Genomic DNA, 12934 nt, shown 5'->3' on the forward strand with positions numbered 1-12934 from the left:
ATCTACTACATATTAACTACATTTTACTAAAAAAATAAGACACGATATACCCATTATTCGTTTAGCACTTGATGTATTAACGTAAAAAGGTGATAATGTGTTGTGGACATCATTTTCTATTACATTATATAAAAGGATTTGGAAACGTGGATATTATAAAAAGTTTAATTAGTTTTATTTTACATATAGATGAACATTTAATCGACATCATTCAAATATTTGATATATGGTCTTACCTCATTTTATTTTTAATCGTCTTTGTTGAAACAGGTGTCGTTATTTTTCCATTTTTACCTGGCGATTCTTTATTGTTTGCAAGTGGAGCTTTTGCTGCAGTTGGTGCTTTTAATATCGTATTACTGCTGATCGTCTTTTTTACAGCTGCAGTTATTGGGGATACTGTCAATTATCATATCGGAAAAAAAATTGGTACATCGATTCCTCCAAAAAGCTGGATTGGCAAGATGATTAATAAAGAAAAAATGGAAAAAGCAGAGGAATTCTTTAATAAGCACGGTGGTAAAACCATCATATTCGCCCGTTTCATGCCATTTATCCGTACATTTGCTCCATTTGTTGCAGGGGCTAGCCGGATGAACTACCGCTATTTTATCACCTATAATATCGTCGGTGGTGCCATTTGGGTGCTGCTCTGTACAATCGCTGGCTATTTCTTTGGGAATATTCCTATTATCAAGGATAACTTTTCAACTGTCATACTGCTCATCATCTTTATATCCGTTCTGCCTGCTATTATCGGTATAGTAAAAGAACGATTTTCTAAATAAAACCTGAAACGGACTTCATCGAGCAATTGAAGTCCGTTTTTTTCTTATACATTATGATACTATTTTTTTATAACCTTATTAAAGGAGTGATTAAGTGATACCTATCCAACCTTTAGTGTTTTCTGGAAACTACTACGATAATGGCCTATCCATAGGTTCCATGGTAAAACAATCAACAGCGATGCAAACACAATTCAAAGAGTTACAAAAAGTATATCCGTTGCAACAAAATATTGATGAAATCAAAGAAATTCTGAGCACGTATTGTCCTCCCCTTCTAGAGGAACTGCAAGGCATCGTCGATGGATCCGGATTTCCTGAGGTAGACATCCTTCGCTTGCTTGCTGGGTATGACATGCCACAGCTTGCAGAATTAGGATGTACGAGTTTTATAACGAGTGATTTTTATGTAAGGAATTATGATTTTAGCCCGAAGGTTTATGATGGCTTATTTATTAAAAACGACACCATCTATGGTAATTCCCAATTTCTAGTTGGTCGTTTGGACGGAATGAATCGGAACGGTCTAGTAGTCGGTTTGCATTTTGTTAATAATAATTTTTATAAAAAAGGCTTTGTTTGCAGCACTATTGTTAGAATTGTCTTGGAAATGTGCATAGATGTGGATGAAGCAATTCAATTATTAAAGAAATTGCCACATGCTGCTTGCTATAATTATTCTTTACTCGATCAAAAAGGGAATATGGCTGTCGTTGAAGCATCCCCTGAACAAGTTCAAATCTTAACTACACCAAACGAGCTTGCTTGTGTAAACAAATTCCAAACGAAAGAAATGGAAGCATTTAACCGGAAGCGGGTAGGCTCATCAGATAATCGTTTAGCTGCATTAAGAAAAGCTAACCCTTTACAAACTGTCGAAGATTTTCACGAATGGTTCAGCCAAACAGAGTCTCCTTTGTTTTATACGGATTATGATCAATTTTTTGGCACACTATACACTGTATCGTATGTTCCGAACGAAATGAGGATCTTACTTACTGCTGCTGGAAGTAAAGAACGACTTTTGTTTGGTATGAAAGTCGATTAAATCAACAAGAAAGAAAGGAATCATATATGTATACGAAAGAAAGCTTGCTAAAGGATTTGCATAATATAGGAATTAATTCGAAAGGTACATTGCTGGTCCATTCGTCTTATAAAAAAATTGGTCCTGTTGCGGGAAGAGCGGATACGGTTTTAGATGCTTTCCAAGAATATATGAAAGACGGTCTTCTCGTTTTCCCTACACATAGTTGGTCGTATATTAATACGGAAAATCCTATTTTTTCAGTTAACGACTCACCTTCCTGTGTAGGCATTTTGACTGAATTATTTCGAAAAAGACGTAACGTTTCACGCTCCGCACACCCTACCCATTCTGTTGCTGCTTTAGGAAAAGATGCTGAAGCCTTTACATCCGGCGATGAATATTGCAAAACTCCTTGCGCACGTGACTCGGCATGGGGAAGGCTGCTGGATCGCAATGCTCAAATACTGCTTGTTGGGGTAGATTTAACAAAAAACACATTCATCCATGGAATTGAGGAATGGGCTAATGTCCCTGGCCGATTGACCGACGTGTATAAACCCCTCAAAACAATCATGGAGGATGGCCGAATCATAGATGTTCCATCTCGAAGGCATAGTGGTGAAACTTGGTCTGATTATTTTTGGAAGGTCGACGATATTCTCTTAAGCCGCAAAGCCATGGTCTTAGGAAAGTTCGGAAATGCGGAAACAAGGGTATGTGGTGCCAGGAAAACTTACGAAGTATTAACGGAAATGCTCCAGGACATGCCTAATTTATTTTCGAATAATGAACCACTTAATGAAAAAACAGTCAGCAAATATTCCTCCAACAGAGGATTGTAAGAGCATAGGACTGCACCTAAAGTAAATTAGGTGGAGAAAAAACTTATTTTTATCCACCTTTTTGCATATTCCCCAAGCTCTATGACTGTAATTCTGCTTCAAATGTAATTATTTCATCCGGACTTGTTGGGTATTTTCCATAAACATACCCTGATGAAATGGAGACATTCTTAAATCCAATTTCATGTAAAATGAGCTTAAATTCTTCAATTCCATACCATCTCATGACTAATCTTTGAAGCTCCGTATCTATTAACTTTCCATCTTTCCATTTTTCATACTTAATATGTGTTACGGTCCTTTGCTGCACCCAATCATGTTCGATTGATTTACTTTCAAGCGTGATTCCTTCACCATTAGGGAAAGAAATAGCACTTGTATTCATGTCTCCTACTTTAAAATCATACGGCAATGAAATGTCGATAATAATTCTCCCGCCAGGCATCAAATGACTTTTAAAGCATGTTAATGCATTCAACGCAGCTTCCCTTGTTTCTAACAAGCAAAAAGTTCCAGTCGGCATAATAATCGCTTCGAACTTGTTTGGCAGATGAAAATTCTCAAGTTTGCCTTCAAATAATTCGGGATTTAAATCTCTACTTTTACAACGATTTTTACAAGACTCCAGCATATCCGCGGAATAGTCTAAGCCATGTACAACAAATCCTTTTTCCAAAAGCGGAATTAAAAATCGGCCTGACCCAACTCCTGCTTCTAAAACTCTTCCTTTAACATGTTTTAATCGTTCAACGTAATATTCAAGATCCCCGTCAATTGATTTCCCCACCGGCTTTGTAAAATCATAAAACTCTGTACAAAGCTTTCCGTAATGACTGAACATTATGTACTTCACCTTCTTTTTTAGATTTTCAATCGCTTTAAATCTCATTATAAACGTAATATTTTATTAAAATCAGTGAAGAGTATAATTATAATTATTTTTTACCGTTTAAAAGGAGAGTGACGATGCTTTGAACAATGAAAGCATTGTAAAAGAGCTTAATGCTGATGAACTAAATAGCATGATGTGTGAATAAAGTTATAGTTTTAATACATAGTATAAACATCTTTATCACTTATAAGGGAGCATGCGGAAAATGCAAAATAATTATAATCCTGGGCAAATCGTATATGTTATTTACCGGAATCCCCATACACAGGACGTTGCCAATATTCAAGAAGCGGCTGTCGTTCATTCACCTGAGCATCCGAATCAATTAGCGCTTTTTCTATATGAGACGTATTATCCCATTTCAGAAGAATTGGCTATTTTTCAATCAAAAGAAGAGGCAGAACAAGCGTATGGAGAGGCTTTCGGCTTCGCTGATATAGAGGAATACTATGGTTAAACCCTTTGTTCCTCAACTAGTCTATTTCGAACCAGGCGCTCTAGAATATCCACTCGGAAAGACATTAGTCAATAAATTTAAAGAAATGGGAATTGAAACGAGACAAACGACATCACACAACCAGATCCGCAATTTACCTGGCGAAAATCATTTTCAAAAATACAGAATTGCTAAATCAACGCTTGTTGTAGGCGTTAGAAAAACACTGAAATTTGATACATCAAAACCATCTGCCGAATATGCCATCCCCTTTGCAACTGGCTGCATGGGGCATTGCCATTATTGTTACTTACAAACGACGATGGGAAGTAAGCCATATATTCGAACTTACGTAAATGTCGATGAGATTCTGGAGTCCGCAGAAAACTATATGCAAGAACGCGCTCCCGAGGAAACAAGGTTTGAAGCATCGTGTACGTCCGATATTGTGGGAGTCGACCATTTAACCCATACGTTAAAAAAGGCTATTGAATATTTTGGCCAATCTAAACATGGAAAGCTGCGTTTTGTTACAAAGTTTGCCCATGTTGATCATCTTTTAGATGCAAATCATAATGGAAAAACCCGTTTTCGTTTTAGCATTAATGACGATTACATCATTAAGTACTTTGAACCAGGAACCTCACGCTTAAAAGAAAGAATCGAAGCCGCAATAAAAGTAGCAAATGCCGGCTACCCGTTAGGATTTATTGTAGCACCAATTTATTTGCATGAAGGCTGGAAAGAAGGATATGGAGAAATGTTTCAAAAGCTTGAAGCAGAACTTCCAGGCTTTGCTAAAAAGAACTTAACCTTTGAATTAATTCAACATCGCTTTACAATGCCCGCAAAACGAGTTATTCAAAAAAACTACCCCATGACCAAGCTTGAACTTGACGAAGCAAAAAGAAAATACAAATGGGGAAAATACGGCATCGGAAAATATGTATACAAGGATGAAGAACAAGAGGATATTAAAGATACCCTCGGCGGATATTTGAAAAAATACTTTCCAGAAGCAAAAATGGAATACTTCACTTAGGATACGGTATTGCTTTCCGTATCCTTTTTTCGCTAATCCCGTCTTTCTCCCATAATCCCATAAAATAATAGCCTCACTATATCTTCTGTCATCGGAAGAATCTTCTGATAAACATCCTCACGCTGCATATACTCCTTTATCATTTGTATATAAAATAAAATCGCTTCATTCGATAAGGCAGGATCAATATATCCCTGCTTTTTCCCTTCATTAAATAAATCAACAAAGCTTGGTACTGTCTTTTCAATATAAAGATTTTCGATATAACTCATCCCTGCCGCGTATTCCCTCATAAAGTATTGATAAAAATCTTCATGAATCCTATTGGCTGTTTCTTTTTTATTAAAAATAATTTTTTTAATTTTTTCAGGAAAAGGAATATCTTTTTTAAGTAATTGCTCATATTCCAACCACTCTTTATCTATGTAAAAAATGATAACCTCATGAACTAAATTATCCTTGCTTTCAAAATAATTATATATAGTCACTTGTGACACTTTTGCTTTCCTCGCAATTTCTGCGATGGACACTTTCTGTACACCAAATTCTATAAATAATGCCAATGCAGTATTCAGGATATCCGCTTTCTTCATTTCTTTACGACGTATAAATCCATCCAATCTCTTTCACCTCATTTTTAGTTTAATGAAAGTTTTGTAATAAAACAATAAATATATTTCATAAGTATATTGAAACAATATCATTTTATATATATTATGAACTATGTAGAGTGAAATATTTCAAAACTTAGGAGTGGTGAGTGGGTTGAACATGTTGAAAACATCCAATTTAACAAAAAGATTTGGAAATTTTACTGCATTAGACGGAGTTAATATAGAAGTGAATGAAGGGGAAGTCTTCGGATTCATCGGGCCAAATGGTGCGGGAAAATCTACAACTATTCGTGTGTTGCTCGGGATTTTAAAAGCAACCGAAGGTGAGGCAAGGATTTTCGGGAAAGACGTGTGGAAGGATGCTGTTGAGATTCATAAACGGATTGCCTACGTTCCTGGAGACGTAAATTTATGGCCGAATTTGACTGGTGGGGAGGTCATTGATTTATTTGTAAAGCTACGCGGAACAAATCATAAAAGTAGACGCGAAGAGCTGATACAAAAGTTTAATTTAGACCCTTCAAAAAAATGCAGGACCTATTCAAAAGGAAATAGACAAAAAGTTGCATTGATTTCAGCTTTTTCTTCGGAGGCTGACCTTTATATTTTAGATGAGCCCACTTCAGGCCTTGATCCATTAATGGAAAAAGTTTTTCAAGAATGTGTGATGGATGCTAAAAAAGCCGGAAAAAGTGTACTGCTTTCCAGCCACATTTTATCTGAAGTTGAAAAACTATGTGACCGAGTCGGTATTATTCGAGAAGGAAAAATCATCGAATCAGGTTCATTAAATGAATTGCGTCATTTAACAAGATTGAATCTTGTCGTTGAAACGAAACAACCAATAACAGCTCTCCAAGAGTTAAAAGGTGTTCACGATATTAAACGAAAAGAACAGTCTCTTTCATTCCAAGTAGATTCAGAAGAATTAGACACTGTTATGATATATATCAGTCAGTTTGGGATCGTAAGATTGGAAAGCACACCACCGACATTAGAAGATTTATTTATGCGCCATTACGAAGGGTCTCGAGGTGAAGCTTAATGGCAAGTAAGTATTATAACGAGACGGGCAGCCTTACTCGCTTTATCATCCGACGTGACCGTATTCGAATACCTATTTGGCTGCTCTCTCTATCTTCGGTTACCTATTTAACAGCGATTGCCTTTAAAGATTTATATGCAACTGATTTAGATAGGCAGGCAATTGCTGAAACAATGCGGAATCCGGCCATGACGGCAATGGTCGGAAAAGGATACGGATTAGACAATTATACGAATGGAGCGATGATGGCTCATCAAATGTTGCTTTTCACTGCTATCATCGTGGGACTAATGAGTATTTTACTCGCTGCCCGCCATACAAGAGCTGACGAAGAAGAAGGCCGTATCGAATTAATTCGTTCATTGCCTGTTGGGAGACTATCTAATTTAAGTGCTACTATTTTAGTTTTAGTTGGAACGAACGTACTGTTAGCACTATTAATTGGATTCGGATTGTACGCTTTAAAAATTGAGAGCATCAATTTAAATGGTTCTCTTTTATATGGGGCAGCAATAGGTGTGGCGGGAATTTTTTTCACTGCTATTACAGCCGTATTTGCGCAACTTGCCGAAAATTCACGAGGGACCATTGGATTAAGCTTTGCTGTTTTAGGGGCATCATATTTAATTCGTGCAATTGGCGATGTTAGCAATGAAATGATGTCTTGGTTTTCTCCATTTGGATGGATCCTTAGCTCAGAAGTGTATGTAAACAATTACTGGTGGCCAATTTTACTGACGGTTGGGGCATCTGTCGTTTTGTTTATTTTTGCTTACTATTTAAATTCGATTCGGGATTTAGGTGCGGGATTTTTACCATCTAAGCCAGGGAAAAAGCATGCATCTGTATTATTACAAAGCCCTTTAGGTCTTAGTTTTAGGTTACAGCGGACCGGAATCATCGCTTGGACCATCGGTATGTTTATTTTAGGGGCGTCGTATGGATCAGTTTTAGGCGATATTGAATCTTACTTTAAAGACATAGATATGTTGAAAGAGATTTTAACACCTACCGAAGGATTTTCATTAACTGAACAATTTGTTTCGATGATCATGTCCATTTTAGCGATGATAAGTACCATTCCAGCATTAATGGGGATCTTAAAGTTAAAAGGTGAAGAAGGAAATAATCGTACTGAACATCTACTTAGTCGTTCAGTTTCACATTCAAAATTATTAGCCAGTTATTTGGCCGTTTCAGTTGGAAGCAGCTTTCTCATTATATCAATGACTGCCATCGGACTATGGTCTGCAGGAGCGTCTGTAATGGATGATGGAATTGCTTTTAGCACGATTTACGAAGCTGCTCTTGCCTATCTTCCCGCGATATGGGTGATGATTGGCCTAGCGGTACTATGTAGTGGCTTGGCTCCTAATTTAACTGGGCTTACCTGGATTTACCTGCTCTATTCATTTATCGTTGTTTATTTGGGAGGGTTGCTTCAATTCCCAGACTGGATGAGCAATCTATCACCATATGGTCATATCCCCCAACTTCCTGTTGAAGACATGGACTTAACGAGTGTTGCAATATTGACAATCATCGCGATTGTTTTGTCTGTGACAGGTTTCATTTTTTACAATAAGCGTGATATTCACGGGTGAATATTTCAATGATAAACAGGAAAACTAGATTGGAAAGGGAGGTGTGCTTTGTGGCTAAAATCGGTATTGAACCCGCTTTGACAAACGTACAGCAAGCACTTCAGGAAAAAGGTTACGAAGTAGTTCCGGTCCATAACGAATCTGACATTAAAAACGTAGATTGTTGTGTTGTATCAGGTCTAGATTCCAACTTCATGGGAATACAGAACATTTCTATGGAAGGTTCTGTCATTGATGCGAATGGCATGTCTGCTGAAGAAGTCTGTCGGGAAGTTGAGAATAAAATTAAACTACATTAATTCAAGTGCAAAGAGCTTGGCGTGTATCCAAGCTCTTTTATTAATCTTAATTTGTGACGTAAGTGCCGTCTTGATTGGATTATTATCTTTTGTTCTCATCTGCAAAAACCGCCATCGCATCACACATAAATTGTGCTAAGCCTTTCCCAAACTGATCAATATTTTTTGTAAACCGTTCATCATCGACATACATTTGCCCCAACCCTTTGAACGCTTCCAAAGAATAACTCCCCATTAAATTTAAAAACTCAAACCATTCTTTTATTCCTTCTTGGGCTTCTTGCGAATCAGGTGCAGTATGACGAATCGCAGCAAGTTTTTGATAGATTCCATTGAATCTTTCCTCTAAATTCTTCTTTTCATTTTTTGACATACTGCCTACTTTTTGATTAGCTTTATCGACAGCTTCTTTTCCCCAACGTTCGCGAGCTTCTTGTTCGTACGGATTATGACTAAAGTCAAAACCTGCGAACTTTTCATTATTTGACATTTTAATTTCTCCTTTCATATGCTTCATCGTTTTCTCAACCGTCTCAATCATTCGATCCAGCCTGCTTCGTCTCTCAAGCAACATCTTTCTATGCATCGAAAGAGCTTCCTCTCGGTCAAAAGACGGGCTATTTATAATTTCTTTAATCTTCTTTAAAGGGAAGCCTAGCTCTTTAAAAAACAAAATTTGCTGCAGCGTCTCAAGATTATCATCTGAATAAATTCGATACCCAGATTCGGTTGTTTCTTCCGGAATCAACAACCCAATTTCATTATAATGATGCAGTGTGCGCACACTAATTCCAACTAAATCAGCTACTTCCTTCACTTTCAACCTATTGTGCCTCCCTTCATTTATAACTATAAAGTATCACGTTGCGTGAGAGTCAATATACATTTTTAATTTTTCCCATAAAAAAAGCAACGCACATCTTTTAGATGCAACGTTGCTTTTGATTACGCGAATGTTTTTATAACTATACTATGCTGAGATGGTAGGTCAGGTAGAATTGGTCCTGCTAGAATGGGTTTTACACTATGTTGAGACGGTAAATCCGGTAAAATAGGTCCTGCTAATACTGGTTTAATACTGTGTTGGGAAGGTAAATCTGGTAAAATGGGTCCTGCAATTACAGGCTTTACACTATGTTGCGAAGGTAGATCTGGTAAGATGGGTCCCGCAATTTCTAGTTTTATACTATGCTGGGAAGGTAAATCTGGTAAAATGGGTCCTGCCAATAACGATCCCACTGAACTTGTCACTCCAACCAAACCAAGTGTGAGGGCAGAAATTATTAATAGTTTTTTCATAAAATAATTCTCCTCTTACAAAATATTTTATCCAAATTATATCACTTAATTGCTAAATTTTCCATTACGCTTTCTACATGTTTACTAAAACTATCATTTTCTTGCAATTTAAAGATGTTGAGAGCATTATTAAGATGGTTTATTCCCTCAGTTCTATTGTCAATCGCGATATAATTTAACGCTGTTTGGTATAAAAACTCTCCTAGTAGATACAAAACTTCATCATTAATACACTGCTTAATTCCTTTTTCACTATAAATCAGTGATTCTTCAAACTTATTCAATCTAGATAGGGATTGTGATAATCCAAACAGTGCCCTTAAACGGATTTGAGGTTCAGCTAAAGCCGGTAGTATATCTATGTCCTCCAATATTTCCTTTAAAATAGAAATAGCTTTTTCAAAATTCATATGATCTTTTTCAATTATTGCAATTGACATTTTAATTTCAATTTCTCGTTCAGAGAGACCTTTACGTGTAGGGTTTGTCATATCCAGAGCTTCATTCAACATACTAATAGAAGTTTCATTATCTCTTGAATCTTTTTCAGCTAAATAATACAGGCAAATTGCTTCATTCCAAAGTAAAAATTGTTGACTAGATGGGAAGTTAAAAAGAGGGTTATTTTTTTCTCTTTGTACGATTTCGTTGATGGCTTTATAATTACGCTCTCTCTTATATTTATTAATCAACCCGCTTACTGCCGAAACATAACTGGCAGAGTCCGCTGATGTAAAATCAAAGAAGTCACTCAACTTAACATTCAGTTTATTGGCCAATCTAAAAAGTTGATCGATTGTGGGAACTTGTTTGTTTTTTTCCATTAAATCGAGTTCCTCAACTGAACAAATATCTTCCGCCAATTCTTCAATGGCCAATCCTTTATTGATTCTTAACGATTGTAGGATTTCACCAATATTTACGAAATTCTCGCTCATATACTTTACTCCTTTGTCAAAATAGCTTTAACATTGAGTTCTCATCAACATTATAGCAGTGTTTTCAATACTTTCCTACTATATATAGTGCATCTTTCATTTCTCATGTAATATTTTTTTGCTATTCTTTCAAGGTTATGAAGGAAACCTTCGCTTTTTAACAAATATATTTCATTTGTAAAAAATTCAAGTCATGATACTTCATTTTAATATACCTAGGTCTTTATAACCAATTCTCAGCTTATTTAAACAAAAATTTTTTTCGGGAAATTTCTCTTCAATAAAAAAAGATGAATACACACATTACATTGTATTCATCCATTATCATCATTATTTACTTACCGTAATTCTACCATTATGAGTAACAAGTTTAATCAAGTTTTCGCCTTTTCCAAATACAACATTTCGATTGGTTTGACCAAAGACATCTACTTTTCCATTGTGAACAGTCACATCTATGGTTGCGTTTGTTGGCTCATTGTCTGTTTTAACTTTGATTTCTCCGTTATCCGATTGAATGTCTATGGAGCGATCTAAATGATTAGTAATAAGCGAAACCATTCCATTGTTAACCTTCGCAGTGATTTTCCCATCGACATCATCAAGTAGAACTTTCCCGTTGTCAGCTTTAAGATTAACAGTTGTGGCAGCGATCTTTTTCAAATCAATCATTCCATTATTAGCTCTCATTGTGACCGTTGAACTCTCAATGTTAGTTAATAGGATGCGACCATTATCCGTCCCAATTGATAAATCGCCGGCATTTAATTTTTCTGCCTTTATATACCCGTTATTGCTTATTGCTTGTATGGTGTCATATTGTTTTTCAGGGACATAAACTTTTAACGTTAAGGATGTTGCAAAAAAGTCAAAATTAAAGAGCTTTCTTAACTTTTCCTTTAATTCTATGTTCAAAGTATCTCCTTTTACATCAGTTGAAAATGTATATTTTAGATTTTTAGCTGCCTTTCCTGAAAGTTCCACCGTGGCTGTAGAATCATCTGTAGGTAAAATTTCTACTTTTGAATTGTTAGAAGCTATAGAGATATTCGAAAAATCCTTTTCTATCAGTCTTTCATCTGAAATTTGCTCTGACTCCGATAATGATTTAAATGTTAATATACTTCCAACAAGCCCAACCAACAAAAGAAAAAGTGCAGCAGTCGATATTATTTTTATATTATTCATTTTTCAATCCACCTTTAACGAGTCTTGCATTAAATTTTAAATAACGAATGAAGACATTTGTAATTGACCGAGTGGCAAAGAACATTCCAATCGCGATAAATAATCCAATTCCACAAAGAGCCATTGAAATAAACAAGTCAAAGTATTCAAATGTCCCTGGGAAGATAGCGACATTTACTAAAACCAACAATGGAGAGACAATAAAAGATACCCCTGTCACCCAACCTGCGATAATAATTGCAGCTATGGCAATAAAAGGACCGAGTACAATCACTAAATTAAAGAAGCCTAATCCAATGACTGCCCATACTGCACGAAATACGTTACCAGTAGACGCTTTTGTTTGCACTTTTTCAAGATGATGCGTCGCCAAAATTTCTTTAGCAATTTGATGTGGAGATCCAAGCGATTCTACAATTTGTTCTTCTGTTTTTCCTTCTTCCAACCCAATCGTAAAATGCTCTTCAAAATCTTGTAAAATCTCTAATCGTTCATTTTCTCGAAGCTTTTGTAATGACGAATCCAATACTCTCATAAATTGATATTTATTCATGATTTACCCCTTCTTTAATGAGTTGATTGACTCCGGAAGTGAATTCTTGCCATTCCTGAATCAATGCGTATAAATACTTTCTCCCTTTTTCAGTTAGTTTGTAATATTTGCGTGATGGTCCCTCTGTTGATTCTTGTAAATACGTTGTAAAATACTCCTCTTTTGTTAACCTTCTCAAAAGCGGATATACAGTACCTTCTGAAATCGCAATCTGATCCGAAATTTTTTGGACCAATTCATATCCATATCGATCTTGCTTATCAAGCAAAGCGAGAACACAAAGCTCTAAGACGCCTTTTTTAAATTGAACGTTCAATGATGAACTGCACCTCATTTCTGCTTTCACTACTATATAATATTCAAT

At 36.1% G+C, this 12934-nt stretch carries 16 protein-coding genes; 8 read left to right on the plus strand and 8 right to left on the minus strand.

Annotation, left to right across the window (positions count from 1 at the left end; genetic code table 11):
* Nucleotides 1-146 precede the first annotated feature (146 nt).
* From KHA96_RS16095 to KHA96_RS16105, 3 genes are all read left to right on the plus strand, one after another.
* The gene (locus KHA96_RS16095; RefSeq protein WP_213130330.1) at nt 147-788 is read left to right on the plus strand and encodes a DedA family protein; all 642 of its coding nucleotides are present in this window, start codon (nt 147-149) and stop codon (nt 786-788) included.
* Nucleotides 789-882: 94 nt separating this feature from the next.
* Nucleotides 883-1836 carry a C45 family autoproteolytic acyltransferase/hydrolase gene (locus tag KHA96_RS16100; protein ID WP_213130331.1) on the plus strand — a complete coding sequence of 318 codons (954 nt, stop codon included), beginning with the start codon at nt 883-885 and terminating at the stop codon, nt 1834-1836.
* A 26-nt stretch (nt 1837-1862) separates the two neighbouring features.
* A complete protein-coding gene (locus KHA96_RS16105; protein ID WP_213130332.1) occupies nt 1863-2660 on the plus strand; it encodes an AAC(3) family N-acetyltransferase in 798 nt (265 codons plus the stop codon).
* A gap of 79 nt (nt 2661-2739) precedes the next feature.
* Here the strand turns inward: KHA96_RS16105 and KHA96_RS16110 are convergent, their stop codons facing one another.
* Nucleotides 2740-3501 (minus strand): class I SAM-dependent methyltransferase, encoded by a 762-nt coding sequence (locus KHA96_RS16110; RefSeq protein ID WP_213130333.1) that lies wholly within the window; start codon nt 3499-3501, stop codon nt 2740-2742.
* Between the two features lie 256 nt (nt 3502-3757).
* Between KHA96_RS16110 and KHA96_RS16115 the strand changes: the two genes are divergently transcribed.
* Together KHA96_RS16115 and splB are read left to right on the plus strand one after the other, a co-directional pair.
* Complete coding sequence (locus KHA96_RS16115) at nt 3758-4009, plus strand: transcriptional regulator SplA domain-containing protein (RefSeq protein ID WP_213130334.1); 252 nt, start codon at nt 3758-3760, stop codon at nt 4007-4009.
* Complete coding sequence (gene splB, locus KHA96_RS16120) at nt 4002-5030, plus strand: spore photoproduct lyase (protein ID WP_213130335.1); 1029 nt, start codon at nt 4002-4004, stop codon at nt 5028-5030. Before KHA96_RS16115 ends, splB begins: the two co-directional genes overlap by 8 nt.
* A gap of 32 nt (nt 5031-5062) precedes the next feature.
* Here the strand turns inward: splB and KHA96_RS16125 are convergent, their stop codons facing one another.
* On the minus strand, nt 5063-5650 hold the full coding sequence (locus KHA96_RS16125; protein ID WP_213130336.1) for a TetR/AcrR family transcriptional regulator: 588 nt from the start codon (nt 5648-5650) through the stop codon (nt 5063-5065).
* 151 nt (nt 5651-5801) lie between these two features.
* Between KHA96_RS16125 and KHA96_RS16130 the strand changes: the two genes are divergently transcribed.
* From KHA96_RS16130 to KHA96_RS16140, 3 genes are read left to right on the plus strand one after another with little or no spacing between them, the layout of a single operon-like run.
* On the plus strand, nt 5802-6689 hold the full coding sequence (locus KHA96_RS16130; RefSeq protein WP_213130648.1) for an ABC transporter ATP-binding protein: 888 nt from the start codon (nt 5802-5804) through the stop codon (nt 6687-6689).
* On the plus strand, nt 6689-8293 hold the full coding sequence (locus tag KHA96_RS16135; RefSeq protein ID WP_213130337.1) for an ABC transporter permease: 1605 nt from the start codon (nt 6689-6691) through the stop codon (nt 8291-8293). The genes KHA96_RS16130 and KHA96_RS16135 overlap by 1 nt, the downstream gene beginning before the upstream one ends.
* Before the next feature lie 50 nt (nt 8294-8343).
* Nucleotides 8344-8592 (plus strand): YkuS family protein, encoded by a 249-nt coding sequence (locus KHA96_RS16140; RefSeq protein WP_213130649.1) that lies wholly within the window; start codon nt 8344-8346, stop codon nt 8590-8592.
* A gap of 82 nt (nt 8593-8674) precedes the next feature.
* Here KHA96_RS16140 and KHA96_RS16145 read toward each other — a convergent pair whose 3' ends face one another.
* From KHA96_RS16145 to KHA96_RS16170, 6 genes are all read right to left on the minus strand, one after another.
* On the minus strand, nt 8675-9415 hold the full coding sequence (locus KHA96_RS16145) for a MerR family transcriptional regulator (RefSeq protein WP_213130338.1): 741 nt from the start codon (nt 9413-9415) through the stop codon (nt 8675-8677).
* Nucleotides 9416-9537: 122 nt separating this feature from the next.
* A complete protein-coding gene (locus tag KHA96_RS16150; protein ID WP_213130339.1) occupies nt 9538-9891 on the minus strand; it encodes a hypothetical protein in 354 nt (117 codons plus the stop codon).
* Nucleotides 9892-9932: 41 nt separating this feature from the next.
* Nucleotides 9933-10829: a helix-turn-helix domain-containing protein gene (locus tag KHA96_RS16155; protein WP_213130340.1), complete on the minus strand. Its 897-nt coding sequence runs from the start codon at nt 10827-10829 to the stop codon at nt 9933-9935.
* Nucleotides 10830-11159: 330 nt separating this feature from the next.
* On the minus strand, nt 11160-12017 hold the full coding sequence (locus KHA96_RS16160; protein ID WP_213130341.1) for a DUF4097 family beta strand repeat-containing protein: 858 nt from the start codon (nt 12015-12017) through the stop codon (nt 11160-11162).
* The gene (locus tag KHA96_RS16165) at nt 12010-12570 is read right to left on the minus strand and encodes an HAAS signaling domain-containing protein (RefSeq protein ID WP_213130342.1); all 561 of its coding nucleotides are present in this window, start codon (nt 12568-12570) and stop codon (nt 12010-12012) included. The genes KHA96_RS16160 and KHA96_RS16165 overlap by 8 nt, the downstream gene beginning before the upstream one ends.
* On the minus strand, nt 12563-12886 hold the full coding sequence (locus KHA96_RS16170) for a PadR family transcriptional regulator (RefSeq protein ID WP_213130343.1): 324 nt from the start codon (nt 12884-12886) through the stop codon (nt 12563-12565). Before KHA96_RS16170 ends, KHA96_RS16165 begins: the two co-directional genes overlap by 8 nt.
* Between the last annotated feature and the right edge of the window lie 48 nt (nt 12887-12934).

The sequence above is a fragment of the Bacillus sp. FJAT-49711 genome, assembly GCF_018343715.1.
GTDB lineage: Bacteria > Bacillota > Bacilli > Bacillales > Bacillaceae_C > Lederbergia.

What these genes read in the sequence shown, in the direction of transcription:
- KHA96_RS16130 (WP_213130648.1), top strand. Translation starts at nt 5,802, where the DNA reads ATGTTGAAAACATCCAATTTAACAAAAAGATTTGGAAATTTTACTGCA.
- KHA96_RS16165 (WP_213130342.1), bottom strand. Translation starts at nt 12,570, where the DNA reads ATGAATAAATATCAATTTATGAGAGTATTGGATTCGTCATTACAAAAG.
- KHA96_RS16110 (WP_213130333.1), bottom strand. Translation starts at nt 3,501, where the DNA reads ATGTTCAGTCATTACGGAAAGCTTTGTACAGAGTTTTATGATTTTACA.
- KHA96_RS16150 (WP_213130339.1), bottom strand. Translation starts at nt 9,891, where the DNA reads ATGAAAAAACTATTAATAATTTCTGCCCTCACACTTGGTTTGGTTGGA.
- KHA96_RS16160 (WP_213130341.1), bottom strand. Translation starts at nt 12,017, where the DNA reads ATGAATAATATAAAAATAATATCGACTGCTGCACTTTTTCTTTTGTTG.
- splB (WP_213130335.1), top strand. Translation starts at nt 4,002, where the DNA reads ATGGTTAAACCCTTTGTTCCTCAACTAGTCTATTTCGAACCAGGCGCT.
- KHA96_RS16135 (WP_213130337.1), top strand. Translation starts at nt 6,689, where the DNA reads ATGGCAAGTAAGTATTATAACGAGACGGGCAGCCTTACTCGCTTTATC.
- KHA96_RS16115 (WP_213130334.1), top strand. Translation starts at nt 3,758, where the DNA reads ATGCAAAATAATTATAATCCTGGGCAAATCGTATATGTTATTTACCGG.
- KHA96_RS16155 (WP_213130340.1), bottom strand. Translation starts at nt 10,829, where the DNA reads ATGAGCGAGAATTTCGTAAATATTGGTGAAATCCTACAATCGTTAAGA.
- KHA96_RS16105 (WP_213130332.1), top strand. Translation starts at nt 1,863, where the DNA reads ATGTATACGAAAGAAAGCTTGCTAAAGGATTTGCATAATATAGGAATT.